This window comes from Bifidobacterium sp. H6bp9 (assembly GCF_032193695.1).
In the GTDB taxonomy this organism is placed as follows: Bacteria; Actinomycetota; Actinomycetes; order Actinomycetales; family Bifidobacteriaceae; genus Bombiscardovia; species Bombiscardovia kimbladii.
The window spans coordinates 93,709-116,173 of record NZ_JASTZY010000001.1 but is presented as its reverse complement, the minus strand read 5'-3'; the positions used below and the strand labels follow the sequence as shown (position 1 = coordinate 116,173).

General features: G+C 57.4%; 21 protein-coding genes and 1 riboswitch. Of the genes, 17 read left to right on the top strand and 4 right to left on the bottom strand.

Features of this window, described 5'->3' with window-relative positions; translation table 11 throughout:
• Nucleotides 1-22: 22 nt before the first annotated feature.
• From QRX40_RS00425 to QRX40_RS00390, 8 genes are all read left to right on the top strand, one after another.
• Nucleotides 23-808 (top strand): TIM barrel protein, encoded by a 786-nt coding sequence (locus QRX40_RS00425; RefSeq protein ID WP_046323111.1) that lies wholly within the window; start codon nt 23-25, stop codon nt 806-808.
• A 96-nt stretch (nt 809-904) separates the two neighbouring features.
• The gene (locus tag QRX40_RS00420; protein ID WP_313835554.1) at nt 905-1,447 is read left to right on the top strand and encodes a heme-degrading domain-containing protein; all 543 of its coding nucleotides are present in this window, start codon (nt 905-907) and stop codon (nt 1,445-1,447) included.
• A gap of 68 nt (nt 1,448-1,515) precedes the next feature.
• Nucleotides 1,516-2,403 (top strand): 5-deoxy-glucuronate isomerase, encoded by an 888-nt coding sequence (iolB, locus tag QRX40_RS00415; RefSeq protein ID WP_313835553.1) that lies wholly within the window; start codon nt 1,516-1,518, stop codon nt 2,401-2,403.
• 118 nt (nt 2,404-2,521) lie between these two features.
• Nucleotides 2,522-3,574 carry a 3-isopropylmalate dehydrogenase gene (locus QRX40_RS00410; RefSeq protein ID WP_198230084.1) on the top strand — a complete coding sequence of 351 codons (1,053 nt, stop codon included), beginning with the start codon at nt 2,522-2,524 and terminating at the stop codon, nt 3,572-3,574.
• Nucleotides 3,575-3,601: 27 nt separating this feature from the next.
• On the top strand, nt 3,602-4,471 hold the full coding sequence (locus QRX40_RS00405) for a sugar phosphate isomerase/epimerase family protein (protein WP_313835550.1): 870 nt from the start codon (nt 3,602-3,604) through the stop codon (nt 4,469-4,471).
• A gap of 76 nt (nt 4,472-4,547) precedes the next feature.
• On the top strand, nt 4,548-5,435 hold the full coding sequence (locus tag QRX40_RS00400) for a sugar phosphate isomerase/epimerase family protein (RefSeq protein WP_313835548.1): 888 nt from the start codon (nt 4,548-4,550) through the stop codon (nt 5,433-5,435).
• 27 nt (nt 5,436-5,462) lie between these two features.
• The gene (gene iolE, locus QRX40_RS00395; protein ID WP_313835546.1) at nt 5,463-6,365 is read left to right on the top strand and encodes a myo-inosose-2 dehydratase; all 903 of its coding nucleotides are present in this window, start codon (nt 5,463-5,465) and stop codon (nt 6,363-6,365) included.
• A gap of 49 nt (nt 6,366-6,414) precedes the next feature.
• A complete protein-coding gene (locus QRX40_RS00390; protein WP_313835544.1) occupies nt 6,415-7,479 on the top strand; it encodes a Gfo/Idh/MocA family oxidoreductase in 1,065 nt (354 codons plus the stop codon).
• Nucleotides 7,480-7,646: 167 nt separating this feature from the next.
• On the opposite strand, the gene QRX40_RS00385 is transcribed toward QRX40_RS00390, so the two are convergent.
• Complete coding sequence (locus QRX40_RS00385; protein ID WP_313835543.1) at nt 7,647-10,079, bottom strand: energy-coupling factor transporter ATPase; 2,433 nt, start codon at nt 10,077-10,079, stop codon at nt 7,647-7,649.
• A 33-nt stretch (nt 10,080-10,112) separates the two neighbouring features.
• Nucleotides 10,113-10,739, bottom strand: a complete 627-nt coding sequence (locus tag QRX40_RS00380) for an ECF transporter S component (RefSeq protein WP_045924627.1) — start codon at nt 10,737-10,739, stop codon at nt 10,113-10,115.
• Nucleotides 10,724-10,858, bottom strand: a riboswitch (FMN riboswitch). (Overlaps the previous gene by 16 nt.)
• 165 nt (nt 10,859-11,023) lie before the next feature.
• Here QRX40_RS00380 and QRX40_RS00375 point away from each other — a divergent pair.
• The 7 genes from QRX40_RS00375 to QRX40_RS00345 all read left to right on the top strand — a co-directional run bounded on the left by QRX40_RS00375 (nt 11,024) and on the right by QRX40_RS00345 (nt 18,578).
• Complete coding sequence (locus QRX40_RS00375) at nt 11,024-11,674, top strand: RNA polymerase sigma factor (protein ID WP_180335432.1); 651 nt, start codon at nt 11,024-11,026, stop codon at nt 11,672-11,674.
• Nucleotides 11,661-12,524, top strand: coding sequence for a hypothetical protein (locus QRX40_RS00370; RefSeq protein ID WP_313835538.1), 864 nt, complete (start codon nt 11,661-11,663; stop codon nt 12,522-12,524). The genes QRX40_RS00375 and QRX40_RS00370 overlap by 14 nt, the downstream gene beginning before the upstream one ends.
• A 34-nt stretch (nt 12,525-12,558) precedes the next feature.
• A complete protein-coding gene (locus QRX40_RS00365; protein WP_313835537.1) occupies nt 12,559-13,416 on the top strand; it encodes an ABC transporter ATP-binding protein in 858 nt (285 codons plus the stop codon).
• A gap of 70 nt (nt 13,417-13,486) precedes the next feature.
• Complete coding sequence (locus QRX40_RS00360) at nt 13,487-14,704, top strand: hypothetical protein (RefSeq protein ID WP_313835536.1); 1,218 nt, start codon at nt 13,487-13,489, stop codon at nt 14,702-14,704.
• Nucleotides 14,682-15,434, top strand: a complete 753-nt coding sequence (locus tag QRX40_RS00355) for an ABC transporter ATP-binding protein (RefSeq protein ID WP_313835534.1) — start codon at nt 14,682-14,684, stop codon at nt 15,432-15,434. The genes QRX40_RS00360 and QRX40_RS00355 overlap by 23 nt, the downstream gene beginning before the upstream one ends.
• 140 nt (nt 15,435-15,574) lie before the next feature.
• The gene (locus QRX40_RS00350) at nt 15,575-17,491 is read left to right on the top strand and encodes an ABC transporter permease (RefSeq protein ID WP_313835532.1); all 1,917 of its coding nucleotides are present in this window, start codon (nt 15,575-15,577) and stop codon (nt 17,489-17,491) included.
• Between the two features lie 52 nt (nt 17,492-17,543).
• Complete coding sequence (locus tag QRX40_RS00345; protein ID WP_313835530.1) at nt 17,544-18,578, top strand: glycosyltransferase; 1,035 nt, start codon at nt 17,544-17,546, stop codon at nt 18,576-18,578.
• 12 nt (nt 18,579-18,590) lie between these two features.
• Here QRX40_RS00345 and QRX40_RS00340 read toward each other — a convergent pair whose 3' ends face one another.
• Together QRX40_RS00340 and QRX40_RS00335 are read right to left on the bottom strand one after the other, a co-directional pair.
• On the bottom strand, nt 18,591-19,364 hold the full coding sequence (locus QRX40_RS00340; RefSeq protein WP_313835529.1) for a histidine phosphatase family protein: 774 nt from the start codon (nt 19,362-19,364) through the stop codon (nt 18,591-18,593).
• Between the two features lie 52 nt (nt 19,365-19,416).
• The gene (locus QRX40_RS00335) at nt 19,417-20,196 is read right to left on the bottom strand and encodes a nitroreductase family protein (RefSeq protein ID WP_313835528.1); all 780 of its coding nucleotides are present in this window, start codon (nt 20,194-20,196) and stop codon (nt 19,417-19,419) included.
• A 169-nt stretch (nt 20,197-20,365) separates the two neighbouring features.
• Between QRX40_RS00335 and ppgK the strand changes: the two genes are divergently transcribed.
• Complete coding sequence (gene ppgK, locus QRX40_RS00330) at nt 20,366-21,136, top strand: polyphosphate--glucose phosphotransferase (RefSeq protein WP_024626544.1); 771 nt, start codon at nt 20,366-20,368, stop codon at nt 21,134-21,136.
• 75 nt (nt 21,137-21,211) lie between these two features.
• The gene (locus tag QRX40_RS00325; RefSeq protein ID WP_313835526.1) at nt 21,212-22,393 is read left to right on the top strand and encodes a pyridoxal phosphate-dependent aminotransferase; all 1,182 of its coding nucleotides are present in this window, start codon (nt 21,212-21,214) and stop codon (nt 22,391-22,393) included.
• Nucleotides 22,394-22,465 lie beyond the last annotated feature (72 nt).

Below are 22,465 nucleotides of genomic sequence, written 5' to 3'. Positions count from 1 at the left end.
CATAAGGAAAGGAAATAGTACGATGGCACACAATCAATTGACGATTTGCGCTGAAATGGTCTATCTGGATCTTCCTATCGAGGAGAGAATCAAGCGGATTGACCAGATGGGCTTCGGAGTGGATATCTGGACCCACTACAGTCATGATCTGAACAAGCTGAAGGCTACCGGGGTGCCCATCAACTGTGCTCAGGGCTACGTGCATGGCAACCTTGCCTATCCTGATGACAGCGAAGAGATGCTGCGGACCGCCAAAGAGATCCTGCCGGAATTGAAGGATCTTGGCATCGACAAGCTTGTAATCCACGGTGCTGAGTTGGTCGATGGCAAGGCAGCCAAGTGGATTGACCGGGTCACTCCCGATATGTGGCTCAACGCCTATGACACCCTGTCGAGGTTCGCCGAGCTGGGCCAGGAGAATCAGGTGACCTACCTGCTGGAAAATCTCAACTCGAGGGTTGACCATCCGCATGTCCCCTTCTGCCATAGCTATGAAACGCTGACCCTGGTCAAGCGTGTCGACAGCCCCAACCTCAAACTGATGCTGGACCTCTACCATGCCCAGGAGGATGATGGCCATCTCATTGAGACCGTCAAGGAGGCCAACACCTATATCGGTGAGCTCCAGGCGGCCGATGTCCCTGGCCGGTGCGAGCCGGGCACCGGGGAGGTGCGCTGGGAACAGGTGGCGGCAGCCGTCAATGAGACTGATTTCACTGGCCCAATCGGGATGGAGGGGTATGCGTCGGGCGACAGCGATAAGGCCCTCCAAGCCTTTGGGCAGGCCTTCGCCCAGTGCAGGGGATGAGGCCTCATAAGTAGTAGGTCCCGCATTGCACGATAAGAATTCTCGTAATTCCAATAAGCATTGGAATGTAACTCAGATAAATACAAAGGAGTAATAATGAAACAGATTTCAGTTGATGCCGTAGTGAAAAGGTATAACGAGTACAAGGCAATATTCGATGCCAACGAGGGCAAGCTTGCCGAGCGTAAACAGTTTATCGAGTCTCAGGAGAAGGAACTGCGATTCAGCGACTTTAGCGTGGATGATGCCTGGGAGGTAGGCAGCGCCATCTACGCTGCAGCCCACCGCCTGCAGTTGCCGGTCGCCATCGATATACGCCTGGGCAGGCAACGGGCTTTTCACGCGGCCATTCCAGGGGCTGCAGAAGACAACGATGCCTGGGCTGAGCGCAAGGGCAATGTGGTGCTTGCTTACGGCCATGCCTCACTCTATGTGGGCACTGACTTCCAGCAGAAGGAGGAGGACTTCGACCTGACCTCCCGGAGGAATACTCACGACTTTGCGGCTCATGGCGGAGCCTTCCCGTTGCTTCTGCCTAGTGGTCTGGTGTTTGGGGTTACAGCCGTCTCCGGGTTGCCCTCGATCTATGACCACTCCCTGGTCACGGCTACCTTGAAGGAGTTCGTCTCAGCCCAATAGAACCAAGCAGGCCGGGCACGAGCCAAGCACACAGCCGATATAGTCGAAAAGACAATGGAGGGATGAATATGACACGATGGGTATACCCCAAGGGAAGTGCATCACAGGGAGACTGGGAAGTTTCTCTGGGTGTGCAGGACAGCCAGGCGGTACCGGGCTGGCAATATGCGGGTCTGCAGGTTGCTAGGCTGAACCAGGGGGAGCAGGTGAGTCTGCCTGCCGGAGCCTGGGAACGTATGGTGGTGCCCTTGAGCGGTTCCTATGATGTGACCTCTCCCAGGGGTACCTATCACCTTCGTGGTCGTCATGACGTGTTTAGCACCCCCACAGATACGGTCTATATCGGCTGTGACAGCCCCTTGGCCATTCGAGCAGTCCAGGCTGGCCGGGTGGCGGTTGCCACGGCGCCTGCCACAACCCATTTCCCGGACCAGCTTGTTCCAGCGCAGGATGTCGACGTCGCCCTGCGCGGCAATGGGCCTATCTCCCGCGAGGCCAGGAACTTTGGAATGATGGATAATATCCAGGCCGAACGCCTTCTGGTCTGTGAAGTCATCACCCCGAGCGGGTCCTGGTCCTCCTACCCGGTGCATAAGCATGATCAGGCCGGTCCGGATGAGACTGCTTTGGAGGAAATATACTACTTCGACATGCAGCCCCTGCCGGGGGCTCCAGAGGGGGTGAGGCCCTTTGGCTATCAGGGTGCGTCTGCCTCGGACGAGAGGCCGCTTGATATTCTCACTCAGATACAGCCGGGTGACACGGTCTTGATACCGTACGGCTGGCACGGCCCCTCCATTGCAGCCCCTGGCTTCGACCTCTACTATCTCAATGTCATGGCGGGAGGTGGAGAGCGTGACTGGAAGGTCACCATTGACCCCGGGCAGAACTGGATCTACCAAGCCGTAGAATCAGTCCCTCTTGACCCTCGTCTCCCAATGGAGGGACAAAAGTAAATTCTGAGAATATAAATCTGATATTCGGAATACTATCGTAGAATTATTAGGAATTCTCACAATTTACTCATAAATATTGATTACGTACATTAGAAAATGATAATGGTAGGTTAAGCATATGGCAGACAGTGACGTAGGGAAGATAATCAATATAGCGGTTATCCCGGGAGATGGCATCGGCAGGGAGGTTACTCCGCAGACCCAGGCGGTCATGGGCAAAGCCGTCGGCGACCAGGTAAGGCTGAACTACGTGGACTATGACCTGGGGGCTGAGCGATATCTGCGTGACGGCACCCTGCTCAATGATGAGGATCTGGAATCCATCGGGCAGCAGGATGCCATCCTCCTAGGGGCTGTGGGCGACCCTCGAGTCCGTTCGGGGATTCTGGAGCGAGGTCTCTTGCTCAAACTCAGGTTCAGCTTTGACCAGGCTGTCAATCTAAGACCGACCAAACTTTATCCAGGTGTAAGCTCGCCGCTGAAGAATCCAGGACAGATCGACTTCGCCGTGGTCAGGGAAGGGACTGAAGGCCTTTACTCGGGAATGGGAGGGTACGTTCGTCGGGGCACTGACCAGGCCATTGCTACCGAGACCTCCCTCAACACGGCTTTCGGCGTCGAGCGGGCGGTACGTTATGCCTTTGATTTAGCGCGTAAGCGTGGGGGCAAGCGCAATGTGACCATGGTCAACAAGACCAATGTCCTGCCCCATGCCGGTGCCCTCTGGCTCGACATCATGGATAAGGTGGCGCAGGATTACCCCGATGTGACCTGGGACTATCTGCATGCGGACGCCTGCACAATCTTTCTGGTGACGGATCCTTCGCGATTCGACGTCATCGTCACCGACAACCTCTTTGGCGACGTGCTCACCGATGAGGCGGGGGCCGTGGTTGGCGGCATTGGATACTCGGCCTCAGCCAATATCAACGTCACTGACGAACACCCCTCGATGTTCGAGCCCATTCACGGTTCGGCGCCTGACATCGCTGGCAAGGGGATCGCCAATCCGACGGCCTCGATCCTGTCTGGAGCCATGCTGCTGGAGCACTTCGGGTATGACCAGGCTGCTGAACGCATCCAGCGGGCCGTAGAAGAAGACGTTGCTGCCAATGCAAGCAGGTCAAGGTCCACGCAAGAAGTTGCTCAGGATATTATCGCCCGCCTGTAAGCGGGCAAAAGGAAGAAGCTGATACTTATGAAGATTGCACTTGACCCCACCCCCTTCTATTACGACTGCAAACTGCTGGAACTGCCGCAGGCTGTGGCTGATGCAGGCTACCGGTACATGCAGTTGGCCCCGCATGATGACTTCCTGCCCTTCTACACCCACCCTAAGGCTGATGACGAACTGGTCCACGATCTGGCCAAGGCCTGCAAGAACGCCGGCGTCGAACTGGTCTCCCTGCTGCCCGTCTACCGGACCTCATGGCCGGACGAGCGGGAACGTCAGTGGGCTGTGCGGAATTGGAAGCGGGCAATCGAGATTGCGGCCATCTTGGGCATTCATACCATCAACAGCGAGTTCAGCGGCATCCCCGAGCGCTATGAGGAGTCGGAGGCCGGCTTCTACTCGACCATGGAGGAGATCCTACCCTTGCTTGAGCGGGAGGGGATTGTGATAAACTTTGACCCCCATCCGTATGATTTTGTGGAAAATGGCATGGATGCGCATCGCGTACTGCGCGGCCTCAACTCAGACCTGGTCGGTTCCGTCTACGTGTCCTCGCACACCTTCCACTACGGGAATGCAGTGCACGAGATCACCCAGGCGGAATCTACCAAGCTGCGTTCGGTCTACATTTCCGATGCTTATGACCATAACCGTTCACACGGCTTGCGCTATATCTCCAATCCTCCAGGGACCAACGCACGGGTCCACCAGCATCTGAAGGTGGGCGACGGGGATGTGGATTTCAAGGATCTCTTCCAAGCGCTCAAGACCAACGGCTTCCTGGACAGGGAGGATTCCCTGATCGTCTCCAACGTCTTCGCCGAGGACGAGACCGCCCATGATACTTCTGTGTATCAACGTCAGACCATCGAACAATTAATCAAGGAAGCGTAGGTTTCCAGAATTTCAATGGAAGCCTCACGGTTGCAGGAAAAGCCTGCGCCGAGCCACCACAACAAAGGAGTCAATGATGGCACGATTATCAATGAACGTAACTACCACCTTCTACGGCAATGTCTATGATGACATACGCTTTGCCAAGGAGGCCGGCTTCGACGGCATAGAGATGCAGAGCCCAAAGCTCTACCGTTTTCTTGATCAGGGCTATACCGCCAAGGATGCAGCTGAAATCCTGGATGGTTTTCCGGTCAGCGGACTGGGGGCTATTCAGGCAATCACCAGGAGGACTGAAGAAGACCGGGCAGAGTACCTTAAAGAGGTTGAAAGGATGTGCCAGATAGCCCAGGTCATCGGTGCTCCAGCCGTTCAAATGTGCACGGATCCAGTGGATTGGAAAGTGGTCATGGATTACAATGCCGGCAAGCTGGCTGCAGACGATCCGCGTTGGCGTGGCCCCCTAGGTCTAAGCGAGCAGGAGGCCATTGATGTAACAGCGCACAATGTTCAGCTGGCCTGTGACATCGCCAAGCAGTACGGGCTGGGCATCTACCTGGAGCCTCTCTGCTGGGCTCCAATCAGCCGATGCTCCCAGTTGCTGCAAATTGTTGATAAGGTCAACCGGGACAACTTCGGCATCACCGTGGATACCTGGCACTTCTGGACTGCCGGTGACACGCTGGAGGACGTAGCCAGGATACCGCCGGAGATCATCACCGCTGTCCATGTCTCTGACGGGTTGGAAATCGACAGGGGCCGGGAGGTCCCCAACCAGGATGTGCACCGCAATGTGGTCAATGGTGGCGGGTGCATCCCCCTGCAGGAGTGGATTGATGCAATCAAGGCCACAGGCTATGACGGCTGGTATTGCTCCGAGATGTTTTCCGACAGGGCCAACGAGCATGAAATGGGCATGGTGGCCCAGACCATGAAAAACCTGCTGACCATCATGATCAAGTAGCTTCAGGCAGACGAATGATTGGGTGAAATGATGACAAACAAGAATACGGCAATTCGCGTGGGCATGGCTCCGATCAGTTGGACCAATGACGACATGCCCGAGCTGGGTGGCGAAACTCCCTATCAGCAGATTTTGAGCGAAGTCGCTCTGGCCGGGTTTGAAGGCACTGAAATTGGCAACAAGTACCCCAAGGATCCCAATGTTTTGAAGGAGCAGCTTCAGATGCGGGGGATCAGCATTGCCAGTGCCTGGTTCAGCGCCTATCTGACTACGCAAACCTGGGAGGAGAACGAGCGGAGTTTCATCGCCTTCCGCGACTATCTCCACGCCTTGGGTGCCAAGATGATCAATGTAGCTGAACAGGGCAATACCATTCAGGGCCAAATGCATACACCGATCTTCGAAGGCAAGCCTGAATATACCAGCCAGCAATGGGATCAACTGACCCGTGGCCTTGACCGATTCGGAGATCTGGCCCATGACGTGGGTATGGAGATTTCCTACCATCACCATATGGGCACGGGTGTGCAGACCACCAGCGAGATTGACCGCCTGATGGAAGGGACTGACCCTGACAAGGTAAAGCTCTTGGTCGATGTGGGCCATTTGCTCTTTTCGGGGGAGGATCCGGTTGACATCGTGAGGCGCTACGCTTCGAGGGTCGGACACGTCCACCTGAAGGATATTCGGCCTGATGTCCTTCAGCGCGTCAAGGACGAGAAGCTGAGCTTCCTCCAGGCCATCTTGGAGGGTGTGTTCACCGTGCCAGGGGATGGGGTCACCGACTTTAAGAAGGTTCTCCAGCCCCTGCTTGATGGGGGTTACCACGGTTGGTTCATGGTAGAGGCCGAGCAGGACCCAGCCAAGGCTGACCCGCTGAAGAGCGCTCTTACTGCACGTCGGTACTTGAGAGAGCATCTCGGTGTATAAGTCCCCTCTGCCGTCTGACAACCGTGGAAGGGTGCGGAAGGAATAAATCATGGTGCAAGAGCAAAATCACAATCTCAAGATTGCCCTTATAGGCTTTGGCTTTGTGGGGCGGGTCTTTCACGCCAACATGATTGATCAGACCGAGGGGCTGGAACTGTCGGCTGTAGTAACACATAACGAGCGAGCTACAGCCCAGGTTCACCAGCTCTACCCGCGGGCTCGGGTCTATGACAGTAACGAGAATTTTTTCAAGGATATTGATCGTTACGATGCAGTCAGCATAGGCACCCCTGATGATACTCATCTGGAGTTTGCCGCCCGGGTCATGCAGGCCGGCAAGCCTGTAGTCATTGACAAGCCGGTGGCCGGTTCCAGCCAGGAGGCGAACAAGATCCTTGAGGTGGCTCAGGTTACCGGTACACCTGCGGCGGCCTTTCAGAATCGACGCTATGATGCAGAAATTCTGACAGCCAGCAAGTACCTGAAGGAATTGGACCTGGGCCGTATCATACGTGTCGAATCCAGGTACGGATCTTTCCGCCCCAGTGTGGAAACGGGCTGGCGCGAGCAGAAGACGCATGACCAGCCCAGGGGAGCGCTCTTTGACCTTGGCGCTCACATTCTGGATCAGGTTGTGCAGCTCTTTGGCCCGGTCACCTCGATTTATGGTGAAGTGTCCACCCAAAGAGAAAATGCAGTCGTGCCTGATGATTTCTTCATTGCTGCTACCCATCAGCAGGGCATTATCTCGCATATTGTCGGTGGTCTTGTACAATCCACACGGCAACCCCGACTGACTGTTCAGGGAACACTGGGGTCCTTGCAGATCAACGATCAGGACCCTGAGGAAGACCAGCTCAAGGCAGGCATGCGGATTGATGATCCGCACTTCGGTGTCATGTCTGACCCCACTGCCTGCTATATCGACAGGGAGGGTGAGGAGCATATACTCCCGGCCGTTCGGGGCTGGCAGCCGGCATTCTATGAGGGCTGGCGTGACTTCCTCCAGGGCAAGGCCGACAATCCGGTTCCCCTGGCTGACAGCGTTCATGTTCTGGAACTCTTAGACCAGGCCATGCTCTCCAGCCAGGAGAGGAGGATCATCCAGGATTGAGGTAGATGCATTCAACACTTGCCCTTGGGCTTACTGATAACAGGTTAGGTCCCCGCTGATCGCATAGATGGCAGATCAGCGGGGACCCAATCTGGTCGGTAGCAAAATTGTCTGCTTGGCAGAGTCAGGAACAACGGCATGTGCTTCTGCTCGCGAGTACGAACTGCTCAGAACAAAGGATGCAGCAGCAGGGCCAGCAGATAGAGAGCCATGAAAGCGATGAACAGACTGTCCATCCTGCCTAGTCGCAGCAGGCGGTAGTGGGTGCGCTCTTGACGGCTGCCCTCATAGCACCGGGCATCCAGGGCCCGGCTCAGGTTGTCAGCGTGGCGCAGGGCTCCGGCGAAGACGGGAACCGTGATAGCCATGGCCGCATGCAGGCGTTGCGAGAGCGAGCCGGACTCGATGGATCCGCCACGGGCTGCCTGGGCTTCCACGATGGCCTGAACCTCACGTCCTAGGGTAGGGATGAAGCGCAGAGCCAGTGAAAGGACCAGGGCGATTTCATTGGTGTGGATGCCCAGCCTGGACAGTGGGCTCAGCAGGGATTCACAAGCATCGGTCATCTGTGTCGGGGTGGTGGTCTCCACCAGGAGTGCCCCCAGAAAGATGATCAGCATGAAGCGGCAGGCATAGAGTACAGCCACCCAAATGCCGCCGGTGGTCAGCACGAATGGACCCCAGGCAGCCAGTCTGCGGCCGGTCTGAGTGACCAAGAGATTGAACAGGGCCAGCAGAAGCATGAGGGCCAGAAAGCCCTTGACTGATTTCATAATGGAATGCAGTGGTGCCCGGGCGGCGGCAAAGAGGCCTACAGTGACCACCAGCGCCAGAACGAGCTGCGCAGGCGTGGAAATGGCGAAAGCGGTGAACATGGCTAGGAGGAAGGTCACCAGCTTGGCTCGCGGGTCCAGCCTCGCCAGCAAGGATAAGGGTTTCTGGTCGGCTTGGGTGCGATCCGCTTTTCTGCCTGAAGTTGCTTTGCCAGCAGCCTCCTTCTCTGCTGCATCTGTGGCGAGCAGCTGATGGTAGCGCTCCACGACTTCGGCAGTAGGCCCATAGGCTAGCGTTTCTCCATGCTCCAGGAGCAGGGTCTGGTCGGCCAGATCCAGGGCCTCGCGATCGGCGTGGGTGCTCATGACGATGGTGACGCCGCGCTGATGGAGCACTCGAAGCAATGCCATAATTCGTGCGCAGGCCTGGGGGTCGAGACTGGCGGTGACCTCGTCCAAAACCAGCAGTTGCGGGCTGCAGGCTACGACGCCGGCGATGGCCACCAGGCGCCGCTGACCCCCCGAGAGGTCGAAGGGGGAGCGGTCGGCCAGATCACCGATGCCCAGAAGCTTCATGGCATCATCCACCCGCTGCTGCACCTGTTCGGGCCCATAGCCCAGGTTGTGTGGACCATAGGCGATGTCCTGACTAACAGTATCCGCAAAAAGCTGATGTTCGGGGTATTGCATGACATAGCCGACCCTTTGGCGCAGAAGCTTCAGATTCTGGCGTCGCAGATGCTTGGCCTTGGGCCGGTCGGGTCCGGCCAGGGGCAGGCCGGCCACCTGGATGGATCCGCTGTCGGGATCTGCCAGGGCACAGATGAGCCTGGCCAGAGTTGACTTGCCGGATCCGTTGCGCCCAATAATGGCTAGGGTCTGTCCTCCAGCGAGCTCCAGATTCACCTGGCTGAGGGCTTTGCTGCCTGCGTCAGGAAAGCTGTAAGAGACATCCGAGAACTTGACCATGGGGATAGCGTGGTCATCGACTGCGGTCTTTGCGCCCGTATCCGATGCCCTGCTTTGGGTCAGCGAATTCTGGTCAGCTTCGCCAACAAGGGCAGGCAGATCCTGCCTGGTCAGAATCTGATCAGGTCTTCCGGAGGCCACGATGCGCCCATGGTCAAGTACCAGGACCCGATCAGCCTGTCCGGCTTGCTCGAGCAGGTGGGTGATGTGGACGACAGCTGTGCCCTGGGCTGTCAGCCGGCAGAGGATTGATTGAATCTCCTGTCGGCCGCCCGCATCGAGCATGGCACCTGGCTCGTCCAGCACCATCATGCCTGGATTCATGGCCAGGCTGCCGGCCAGGGCCAGTCGTTGCTGCTGTCCGCCCGACATGCGGGTGGGATCATCATTCATCCGCGTCTGCAAGTCGACCTGTTCCAGGGCCGCTGGAACGCAGGAGAGCATCTTCTGGCGGGGCAGGCCCAGATTCTCGGGTCCGAAAGCCACATCGTCCTGGACGACGGTGGTCACGATCTGGTCCTCAGGGTTCTGAAAGACCATACCGATGCTCCGCCGTGCCTGCCGGTAAGCCTCAGCGTCGATCTGGCGGCCCTGATCCTGGGTGTCGGAGCAGACCGCTCGGCCCATAAGCTCGACCTGGCCGTGGTCAGGTGCCGTCGCGCCCGAGAGAATGCTTCCCAGCGTGGATTTGCCGGAGCCATTCGCTCCCAGGATGCACAGATGTTCGCCTGCATGCACTTCCATGCACAGGTGGTCCAAGGCCCAGGTCTCGCCTCCGTCATAGGAGAAGGAGACCTGGTCCAGGCGGGCGACCGTTGTCTTCGAATCCGCTGAATCCAAGACGGCGGATTGGGTCATGGGTGCTGCCATGACGTTCCGAACCGCCGGGGCCTACTTGTTGATCAGTGTGGAGATGGGCTTGTAGATCAGGAAGGTGACCACGCCGTGGATGGCGAACTTCATCAGGTTGAAGGGCAGGAGGATCGGCACGATCATGGCGACCACCTTGGCCATGGACATGTGCGCGTAGAAGGGGGTGATCACCACGTTGCACAGGATGGCTGCAATCACACCCAGAATGGCGCCGGAGACGATCCCGATGACCGCTCCCTTACGGCTGTGCATCCTGCGGTAGACCAAGGCTGCCGGCACGCTCAGGGCCAGGGCCACGATCATCGAGATCAGAGCGCCGAAGGGGTTGGTGAACAGGTGCGGGACGAATCCCAGTATGGAGATAATGGCGGCAGCCGCCGGGCCGAAGGCGAAGCCGCATACCAGGACGACGATGCCAGAGGGGTCGTATTTGAGCCAGGGAGCGGCTGGAAAGATCGGGAAGGAGAAGAAGCTCAGAACCATGGCCAAGGCTACGAAGAGCGCGTAGACCGCGATCCGCTTGGTCGACCAGCGTCCTGAACCGCCTGCACCTGTGGAGTGGACATCGTTGAAGCGCGTGTCCTTGTTTGCAGTGGTGTGTGAATGAGAATTGGGCATGCTCATAGAGGGCCTCGTTTCTTCCATCCGGACTGTAACCGTTGGCTTCGGACTTCGACCGATATCCACCGCTTGCGCGGGTCGCGGGCTCCCGGCCTTCAGCCGGATACCGCCAGTAAGGACTTTCACCTTCCCTGAAACTGACGATTTCAATATAGCTGTGGTCCTGGGAATGGTCAATTCTTTCTCACTGCTAGTGCATTTCCAGACACGCCAGGAAGGAAATAAAACCGCCTTCCATGCAACTATTGCAGCCTGCACAACGAATATGAGGTTGTCGAAAGTTCACAATGTTGCAAGGAGGCTGGAGCATGGCGAGGATGGGTGACCATCTGCTGCCTGCGGATGAAGCTATACATCCGGCCTTGGTCAGACAAACCAGTGACGGAGACGCTGATGGTGGCCAATCCCAGGCAGAGGACCTGGAATGGATCAGAAACATACTGTCAACTAGGTCCTTTCGCGCAGCCGATGACCTAGTTCGCAAGTACTACGACGACATCCTGGCCTACATCCGAGCTCAGGTAGGCGATAAGGAGGAGTCGCTGAACCTTGCCCAGGATGCCTTTGTTGCCATTCTGCGGTCTTTGGGCAGCTACGATCCGCACAAGTCCAGCTTCCGTACCTGGATCCACCGCATCGCAACCTACAAGGTCATTGATTACTGGCGGATCCGCCGCAGGCGGCAGCGGCAGGAGGCGCAAGTATTTGTGGCATCCGGCCACGATCAACATGACGACCCTGCCGACCAGACCTTCAAGGACGACCTAGTTGGTCGGATTGAAGACAAGATCTCACAGGCTCCGGTCCCGGCGCAGGAAGTTTTGCGTCTCCATCTGTATGCCGGCTATGGGTTCGCGCAGATTGCCGAGGCCTGCGGAGAGCCTGAAAACACGGTCAAGGCTCGGTATTACCGACTTTTGGACAATTTGAGGAAGGAGTTTGGTCATGAATCGGTCTGAACCTGATATCCGTCCCATTCTGGCGGCTCTTCAGGGTAGCGACCTTGAGCGCGATGATTTTGCTGAATCACAGATCGGCAGTTCCAGGATGCGCGAGCGATCCATAAAAACAATTGTACGCAAAGGGATGGGAAGACGTCCTGGGCTGATCTGGACCCTTGTAGCCATGGTCCGTTCCCTAGGCCTGAGAAACCTGCTCTTTGGCCTCTGGGACTGCGTCTTTATCGGCCTGATTCTGACGGCGGCGGTTTGGGCGACCGTCTTTGGCTCCTTCATGAAGACTGCTTGGCCCAGCAGAGTCGATAGAACCTTCGGTCTGGTTGTCCCCATATTCGTCTGCTCGCCTGCTCTTTTCCTGGTGGTGCACCTTTTGGTCGTGCTCAAGGAACGGAACCTGAATACCCTGAATCTGATCAGAACTTGCAGGTGGTCATTCCGTCAGATAGCCGCAGTCAGGATGCTTCTGTTCGGCATGGTCAGCATGATGATTTCATCCTTGGCCACGGTCTTGCTGGCGTGGACGACCAATCCGGGGCTGTCCACCATGACCCTTCTGGGGATCAGCTTCTCCTCCCTCTTTCTCTTTTCCCTGGCACAGATCTGGGTAGAGGAGCATATGCATGGAGAACTGTCCATCTGTCTGGTTCTGGGACTCTGGATCGTGCTCGGTATGATTCTTTATCTGACTCGATTCGCCACCGCCCCCATCCTTGTCTCTATTCCGCCGGCGCTGAGCCTAGCGACGGGCCTTGTTCTTCTGACGATCTTCCTGCTTGTTCTGCATGGACGCTGCGTAGGGTCACCTCTGTCAAAGCGAGCATGGCATATGAAAAGACTGGCGACGGCATGAGGGCGGAATCTTACATGTTTAGTGTGAAAGGACGGTGAGTTTCGTGCTGCACTTGGACCATGTGTCAAAGAGCTTCAGGAACAAGCGGGTTATCAACGATCTGAGCCTCTCCATTGGAACCGGCGTCCATGGGCTTCTCGCGCCTAACGGAGCAGGCAAGACCACGCTGATCCAAATGATCGCCACCCTGATCCGCCCGGATTCGGGAAACATCACTTGGAACGGGCAGGACATCATGGTTATGGACGAGGACTATCGCGGCCTCTTGGGGTATCTGCCCCAAAAATTCGGCTATTACCCAGACTACAGCGCTGAAGATTTTTTGATGTACATAGCAGCCCTTCAGGGGATCGGCCGGAAACGGGCCAAGTCCCTGGCGAAAGATCTCCTGAAGACCGTGGGGCTTAAAGACCAGGGTAAGCAGAAGATGAAGACGCTCTCTGGGGGCATGATTCAGCGCGTGGGGCTGGCACAGGCCATGATCAACGACCCGGAACTGATGATTTTGGACGAGCCGACCGCTGGTTTGGATCCACGGGAACGTGTCCGCTTCCGCAACCTGGTCCATGCTCTTTCGCGCGACCGGATCGTTATCCTGTCCACTCATATCGTCTCTGACCTGGAGACCATCGCCGACCGGGTCATCATGCTCAAGGATGGGCAGATCTGCTGCAACCAGTCCCCAAGGCAGATAAGCCGCTGGCTGGAAGGCAAAATATTCCTGGTTCCTGCGGATTATCGCTTAGGGCAGGGGCAGCTGCTCCTTGAGGACGAGCTGGATGGGGATGCGACCCGGCTCAGAATTTACTCACCTGAGCCGCCGTCCCAGGGCCAGGCTGTTCCTGCCAACTTGGAGGATGCCTTCCTGGTGATCTATGGGGACGAGGAGTAGCGATGCAGCATACCCCGCCGAATCGGGCTCGCAATCTTATTTCTTGCCAGGGATGTCTTCAATGAGATGGATGGTGATCAGGAACGAGATGCGGCATCTTCTGGGTACCTCTTTTTGGGTGGTGCTCAGTCTGTCTCTTGGATTCGTTTTCTGTATGAATCTAGCTATGTATGACCAAATTCCCACTGACGAAGCCCATCATGACCTAGCTAGCTACGGACCGTATGTCAGTCAGTCCACCATTACTGGATTCAAGCGTGAGGCTGACAGACTTGAACCGGTGGTATCCAAAGATCTGATGGCACTTGGTCCTCAGGCTGTTCAACTGGGCGTCAAGAATTATCAGTCGGCCAGGGACCTGGTCGATTCGGTCGAGAGCTCGCGCTGGACAAATCCTTCAGTACTGAATACAGACCGGGGCAAACTGACCGGCCGCATCAATGCCTTGCCTAGCTATCGTCGGCTTGTTCATTGCCATGATGTCATGGATGCCTATCGTGGATGCAACCGGGAAGCCCTGACCGCAAGAGCTGAGAAACAGTTGCGTAAGGGCGGTAGTAATGGCATCGAACTGCCCGAATCGGTGACGAAGCGGCTTGACATCTTAAGTGGACAGTGCAGGGCGGGTATGGGCCTGGCCGCTCCTGAATTACTGGACTACACTCAGAGCAACTTCAGACTTTCAGTTTATCTGGTCCCGCTTCTGGCAGCCTTGGTTGTCGTGGCCCCACGCCTTGTTAAAGACCAGGTCCATGGGGTCCGGCAGACGCAGTTGACGACACGGACCGGACGCATCTTGCCTGGGCTGCAGGTGTTCGCCATGGTCTGTGCGGGCCTGCTGATGATGCTCATGGTGGCAGCGGGATCATTCCTGATGTGGGTGCCCAAGATCGCGGGTTTGCAGGATCTTTCGGTTTTTGATGGACATGCATTGCCTTGGTTCACCTGGTCCTTGGGGGAGTATCTGGCTGTGTTCGTATTGCTCTGCCTGGGGTCCGCCTTTCTTGTTTTTCTCTTGGTTCTCTGGATTTCCATGCACTGCAGGACCTACACACGCTTGGTCTTGCTTGCAGTCCCGGTGGTGTTGCTGGCCGTTCATGTCTTTGTCGCCTGGCTTCTCGTGGATCCATGCTGTATTGGCAGTGTGGTGACTCGGATTGTGCCATTGCCCGGCATTGAGCTCTACCTGATCCTGGGACTGCTGGTTTTGACCCTTTGTCTTTGCTGGTGGTCGGCCAGAAAGCTTTGTTGCCTAGGCGATCTGAATGAAAGGAAGATCAATGAATGAACTGCCACTGAAAATGGAGGGGGTATCCTTCCATTACAAGGCTGGTGAAGCTGGAATAGACCAAGTCGGCCTGGAATGCTCGACAGGATCTTGGACCGCAGTTATGGGTCCTTCCGGAGCGGGGAAAACCACCTTGCTTTATTGCGCCTCAGGGCTCTTGCCAGTACAGCAGGGATCGGTCGAGATAGCCGGCCAGAACATAGCCAGGATGAAGGAGTCCGCCCTAACCAGGATGCGCCGCGACCATATCGGTTTCGTTTTTCAGGATTACAACCTGGTCGAGGCCTTCACCTGCTTGCAGAACGTCATGCTGCCCCAGCTCTTCGGCGGTCCCAAAGTTGGTGTCGCCCAATCGCTGCAGGCCTTGAAGATTTTGGGTCTAGATGGGTATGCACAGCAATATCCGTCTGACATATCTGGCGGTCAAAGGCAACGCGTGGCCATTGCCAGAGCGCTGGTCGCCCAGCCAGATATGATTTTCGCGGACGAGCCCACCGGGGCACTGGATACGCGCAGCTCGGAAATGGTTCTGGATGCCCTTTCGACCTTGGTGGAGAGCGGACGGACCGTGCTCATGGTGACCCATGACCCCAATGTGGCGGCCTGGGCGCAGCGCACGGTCTTCTTGGTGGACGGCACAGTGCATTCGATATGCCAAGGATATACGGCCGAGCAGCTGTCCACTCACCTGACCAGCATGACTCAGGTCGGCCAGGGGGTAGGACGATGATGCATGCGGGTAAAGGCCAAGCAGGAAGAGGAGAAGTTCCCGGACGGGATTCCCTGCATGCATTCTCCTCGATCAGTCGACCGACCCTGTTCTCCTTGGTCTTGTCCCTGATCAGGAAGCATCGAGCATCGTACGCGGTCATGGGTCTATCCACCTTCCTGGCATCCCTGCTGACCTCTTCGACCATGCAGGTCTACCAAGCGGGAAAGTCCTTTGACAATATCGGCGATCTGAATAGGTTGAACACCTACCAGCGTCTCCAAGCCAAGGTACCTTATTCAAATCTCTCCATGGTCACTATTCCGGCGCTGGCTTGCTGCCTGCTGGTGTCGGTCTTTTTGGTCCTCTCGTCGGTCACTTTTCTGATTCATGAACGCCGACGCGAGTATGCAATGATGCGGTTGAACGGAGCCTCGCGCAGGAGGATCCTGATCATAGGTATCTTGGAATTCTCGATCCCCCTGGCCCTCTCGAATCTCATTGGCTGCCTGGTCGGATCTCTCCTGACCATACCAGTTGGACGGTTTTACGCGCGCTCTGCCGAGTTCAGCGACAGTGGCATGGTTTTCACACCGCGGATTCGACCTTCCATTGCAGTTGTCACCTTCATCATGATGATGGTCGCCTGCCTGTTGGGAGTATGGATGGCTATGCGCAAGGTGGGCGGGGCAGCTCCGCTCCAGCTCATGACGGAGACCAGTGACAAAACCAAGCGGATCGGATGGATTCGTTCTTCGGCAGCCCTGGTCTTCCTGATCCTGACCTTGGTGGTCGGGTTCGCCCCATTGCCTTCTATGACCCTGGACCTGCGTATTATGCTCGAGGTCATTCTTGTCATCACTACGGTCTACTTGGCGGCTCCGATCCTGGTTGTCCTGACTGTGTCGGTCATTGGTCTGATCCCGGCGAAGGTGGCCGGGGGGCCAGGTCTTCTGGCCCTGCAGCGTGCTCGAAAAGAGAGCGCAGGCTCAACCGCTATAGCCCTCCCCGCCATGATGATCCTGACCATCGTCATTTCCCTTGTGGTAGCCATGCAGGCTGGCTCCATCGGAGGGGCGGTTCTGAGCCTATATCCGCTGAAGGCCGATGTTATGGCTACTTCCCTTGATTCGGATGCCCAAAGCCGCAACCCATCCGATCTGATCGGTGGGATGCCTGAGGTTCGAGACTTTGTTACCTACCAGACTCAGCAATGGGCTATGGAAGGATCAGCGGGCCAGACGGCAACGGTGGTATGGGAACCTGCCGAGCAACTGCAGGGTCAGAAAGTTCAGAGTTCGCCGAGCATTCATTTCTCCTTTGTCCAAGGGAATTCGTCTGATCTCGGTTCAGACCGCGTCGCTGTGAATCAGGATTCCTCCTATTCCATAGGCGACACCGTTCGTCTTCTTGATCGCCATGATCAACCGCATGAGGTGCGGGTCGTTGCCCTTGTTCAGTCGCCTGAGGGCATTCCAGAACTATCTGCAGGCAATAACTATCCTCTGCTTCTGACGGCGGAGGGTGACCTGCCTCAATTGGGTGAAGACGCACATACGATCATTCCCATATCGGCTGTCAATCCGACTGATGCGCACGGGATTACCTCCCGTCTGAAGAGTGGCCTCCAGGGCGATTTCGCGGTGCAGACCAGGCAAGAGTATATAGATGACTTCATTCAACGAGGCTTGTCCGGGCAGACGGCCATGACGGTCATGATCGTCGGCGGGACCATTCTTGCCCTAATTTTCATGATGCAGTCCATCGCCATTTCGGCTTGGGAGCGCAAGCGGCAGAACCAGCGGCTCAATCAGATCGGGGTGGCCTGGAGGTCAATAGCCTGGTCGGGAATGATAGAGACACTGACCGATGTGGCGGGCGGTGCAGTGATGGCGCTGCTGGGGATCGCCATTGTCGAGGGCTGTATTGCCTTGAGTTTTGTCCAGGCTGGCATGTCTATGGCTCTGACCCCTGTGCTCGTCGGCCGGTTCCTTCTGGTGACTGTGGTTCTGCTGCTGGTGGCGGTGTTCACATCCTGGGTGTGTAGCCTGCGATCCAGGAAGGTGGAAGAAGGCTGAACTTACTAGGAGGATTTTGCTTCAGTAAGCAAAGTTGCGGGGCGGTGTCACAATGGAGAGCATGGGAAAGACCTTGAATAAGGCGGCTATGGTCGTCGTAACCTATAAGCGTCAGGAATTGCTGACAGGCCTGTTCGACTCCATCCTCCGGCTCACCCAGGCCCCCTGGCGGATCGTGGTGGTGGATAACGAGAATTCGGCAGACACGCGAACCATGGTCGAGCAGTTCTCAGAACGTGTGACAGGACGTTGGGGCAGGACCATCATCGACGGCTCCGGCAATCAGGATCGTGTCGTTTATCTGCCACAGGACCACAATGGCGGCGGCGCGGGAGGCTTCTCCGCTGGGGTGCGCAAGGCATACGAGCTGGGGGCCAAGTGGTTCTGGGTCATGGATGATGACGTTGCAGTGGAGCCCGAAGGACTTGACCTGCTGGCTAAGTGGAGTGAACGCTATCAGGTGGTGCAGGGTTCCCGGCTGGATTATGATGGCGGCCCCTTCTATTGGCAGTATCATTTTCTTACCGCCTTGGGCATTCCAGACCCGATAGCACCAGGGGAGTTCGGCCCATCGGGCTGTCGTCCCATGAACACCATGTGCTTTGAAGGAGGGTTCTTCTCCCGGCAGGTTGTGGAGCAAATCGGTCTGCCTGACCCGCGCTTCTTCATCTATTGGGATGACACCATCTATGGATATCTGGCATCCAAGGTCACACAGCCTGTGGTCGTGTCCGATGTAGTCATGCGTCGGACTCGCAACATCGCCAACTGGAACATCGCCGGGGTGCGCCAGCTCAATTCCACCTCGGATATGAATCGCTACCACATCATGCGCAACCGAGGTTTTATGGCCAGGTATTTCATGGTCCATGGGGACTATCGGCCTCTGGCTTTCGCCCTGGGGACCCTGGCAACAGCTCTCAAGGAAATCATCCGCCTTCTGGCTGTTGATCGCAGTCACATCATGACTGGTATCCCTGCCATCCTGAAGGGATGGGTGGATTCGCGCCAGATATTGCACGATCCCGACTGGAGGCCCATGGAGCCCCTCAAGGGCCAACCAGCCAGGGAAATACATGGCGCCTGAAAGTTTTGCCTGCTACTTTTCCTGACTTCCTGCCTGGAAGTACTCCATGGAACCGATAGGCCCTGCCAGATGGAAACCGCCATCCTCGTAGACGACCTTGGTGACTGCGGTGTTGTCCATGTCAGGGATGGGGCAGCGGTCATCGATGGCCACTAGGAACTGTTGCAGGCACATGCCCGAGGAGACCACCAGGACCGGTCCGCCGCCCTCTTCGATGGCGGACTGGGCGATGCGCGTCAGCACCGCGATCATCCTGCTGCGGACCTGGGCGGTGGTCTCAGCCCGATCCTGTTCCTCAAGTCCGGCGGAAAGGACGTCCTGGGCATCCAGCCGATGGAAGGTGTCCTGCATATGGACGGAGATGTTCCTGCCGTAGGTTGCCTTGGCCGTAACGAAGTCCTTAAAACCCATGGCGGCGCAGACCTGGTCCAGGGTGGTGCGCTCGTCCCGGCCCTCGAAACTGCCGAAATTGTCCTCACGCAGGTCGGGATCCACGCCCACACGCAGGTCTCCATTGCCGGACATGTCGAGGGCCAGGCGGGCCGTTTCATACTGGCGGCTCAGATTGCCGCTCCATGCCGCCCGGAAACGAATGGGCCGCAGACCCCGGCCGAACTGGCGCACGTCCTCGCGGCCTTGCCGGGTGAGAGGGAAATCGGACCAGCCCTGCATCAGATGCATGACATTGGCCGTCGTTCTGCCGTGACGGGTCAGGTAAAGGGTTGCCGAACCTGCTTCAGTGCTCGGTTCAGCGGCGGATTGTGATGATGATGCTCCATTGTTCATAGTTCATCACCCTACACGGCCCCCTTGCCGGGGCACTAGGGCACATCCATGGTCAGGACCTGATGAAACGGCCTCCCTCGCCCCAGGTCCAAGTGCCGCCGCCGGCGCCAATCTGGAAGTTCATTTTGGCTATGCCCAGATCGACCGCGGATCCGTAAGCGACCGAGGGATCCAAAGTGGTGATCGCATCGCCTGAGTCCTTGTCCCATGCGAAAACCACGGGCTGTCCGTTCATAGCCGAAGGTGCCTTGGCGGCGGCTGCAACGCCGGCCTTGAACCATTCCGGCGCATCCTGGCGGTCCTGCACGCTCATGGCTGAGGTCAATTCCTCATAGCTCTTGGATGTTCGATGTTCGGCTTGACGTTGGCAAAGCATGGCAAAGTCCTGGTTGCCGTAGCCGATCTGGTCGGCCGGATAGCCGATGGTTACTACCAGATAGAGCGACTGACTGGGGGTGATCCGGCAGTGGCGCTCGGCTGCCTGACGGTCCCAGCTGCCCGACACCCATCCTGTCCCCAGTCCGTACAGGGTGGCGGCAAGGACCATGCGCTCGCCATAAAAGCCGGCTTTCTCCAGGCTCTCCTGATCGTCCTTGGGTCCGACCAGGGCCAGGTAGTTGGCCGCATTGGCCAGATGGCCGGAGGCGTTGTCGGCCGCGAAGGCGTCGGGCTTGCCCAGGACCAGCTGCATGTCCAGACCGCTCAACGTGTTCAGAGCGTTCAGGGTGCTGCCCAGCTGCCTGGCTAGGTCGGGATCGATGGGCTTGGCGTCATATTCTCTAGTGGTGATGCGCACGTTGACTGCGTCGATGAGCTGTGTATGTTCGGTCATAACTTCAATTATCCCACCCAATCCTTCTTCCCGCAGTCTGCAGCACACGGCCAGCGAGACTGCCCTGGGTTGGCTTATGCCGCTCCCAGGGCTTGCAGAGGCATGCCTTGGGGTACAATCGCTACCGTGCCGGTTCGGACCCTCATCTTTGATCAGCTAAGGAGCAGCAATGATTGAAACAGCGCAGGCTTTCGGAGTGGATATTGGTGGATCCGGCATCAAGGCTGCCCCTGTCGACCTGACGATCGGGGATTTTGCAGAGCCTCGCAAGAAAATTCTCACTCCCGAGCACTCCACGCCGGAGGCTGTGGGGGTTGTCGTCAAGGAGCTTTTGGACCGCTTCGAAGTTTCCTCGGACGTGCCTGTGGGCATCGCCTTCCCGGCCCCTGTCAAGCCTGACAAGCCGCTGGATTTCATGGCCAACTTGGACCAGGCCTGGGTAGGTACCAATGTCCAAGAGGTTCTTTCCAAGGCCTGCGGCAGGCCTGTCAGCGTTGTCAACGACGCGGATGCGGCCGGTCTCGCCGAGGTGCAGTACGGGGCTGCCAAGGGCCAGAAGGGTCTGGTCATCGCCACCACACTGGGCACCGGAATCGGCACGGCGCTGATTTATAACGGCGTGCTGATTCCCAACAGCGAGCTGGGCCACCTGACGCTGGACGGCAAGGACGCAGAGAAGTACGCAGCCTCGTCGGTGCGTGACCGCAAGAAGCTGAGCTACAAGAAGTGGGCCAATCGTCTGACCAAGTACTACCGCCTGCTTGAGCACTATTTCAACCCTGACTTCTTCGTCGTCGGCGGCGGTGTCAGCCGGATGAGCGAGAAGTTCCTGCCCCACATCGACATCAAGACCCCCATCGTAGCTGCCAAGCTGCGCAACCAGGCCGGCATCGTAGGCGCCGCCTATCTGGCTGACCTTCGGCAAAAGCACCTGGGGTGAAGCAGGGCTTTCCCTGCGGCCATCCTGCATGGAGCGTTCATGCGGGTGTTGGATCGGATGAGGGGCTGAAGAATCGTGCATTTTTCCCGCCGAACAGGGTCTGACCGCCCCAATCGCATTGCTCTGGCCGAGTCGGAAGCCCGAGCTCATGGTCTCAAGCTGGGCAGGCTGAACGACTCCAATCCCACCCGCTTCGGGCTGGCCCCGGCATTCCTGCCGCAAGTCTATGAGGCGGAACCGAGGGGGCCTGGTAAGGCCCGCCAGGCCCTGGCTGAGTTTCTGACCGCGCGCCAGGGATTGGGCCAGAGCGAGGGCGGTAGAGTGGTCAGTCCTGATGACCTCTACCTGCTCTCATCGACATCCGAGGCTTATTCCTGGCTGATGAAGCTCCTCTGCGACCCGGGTGATGCCATTCTGGAGCCCAGGCCCGGATATCCCCTGATCGAATCCATTGCCGGTCTGGAGTGCATTCGAACAATCCCATACCGCCTGTCCTATGACGGGTCCTGGGTCCTTGACTTGGCGACGGTCAGGCAGGCCCTGGAGGGACCGGATGGCGACCATATCCGTGCCCTGGTCCTTATCAACCCCAACAACCCCACCGGTTCCTACATTCATCCGGAAGAACGCCAGTCGCTGCTGGAACTCTGTCAGCGGCATGGGGTGGCCGTCATTGCGGACGAGGTCTTCTTCGACTACCCGCTGGATCCCCTGCCGGGTCGTGCCCGGTTGGCCGGTGAGAAGCAGGTGCTGACCTTCGCCCTGGACGGGTTCTCGAAGAGCCTGGCAGCTCCCCATGCCAAGGTGGGCTGGATCCAGGTTTCCGGGCCAGCGGACCAGGTTGCCCAGGCCAAGCGCCAGCTCGACCTGATAGCCGATGATTACCTGCCCATGAGTCTTCTGATCACCAGGGATATGGAAGCCATGCTGGCAAATATTCCCAGTCAGACCAGCCGAGTGGGGGAGCGCGTCAGGGGCAATCTTGAAAGCCTTAGACGGATATTGGGCCAAAAACAGTCCAGCGTCTCCCTGCTCAGGCCCGAGGGAGGCTGGAACGTTCTGCTGCGCTTTCCCCAGGTCATCGACGAGGAGGAATTGATTCTCCGCCTGATTGGGTCCTACGGGTTGACTGGCCAGCCCGGATACTTTTTCGACATGCCAGGCAACGGATACCTGGCCCTGTCGCTCCTTCCGGAAACCTTGGAATTCCGCCGAAATGTAGGTTCAGTCGTCTCAGCTATCGAAAAAATGCTGTGATGAAAACCCTCCTCTTGCCTGGTTTGCTCCGATAATGAATTCGGAATGATCACCCGTCATGGAAGGGGGAGA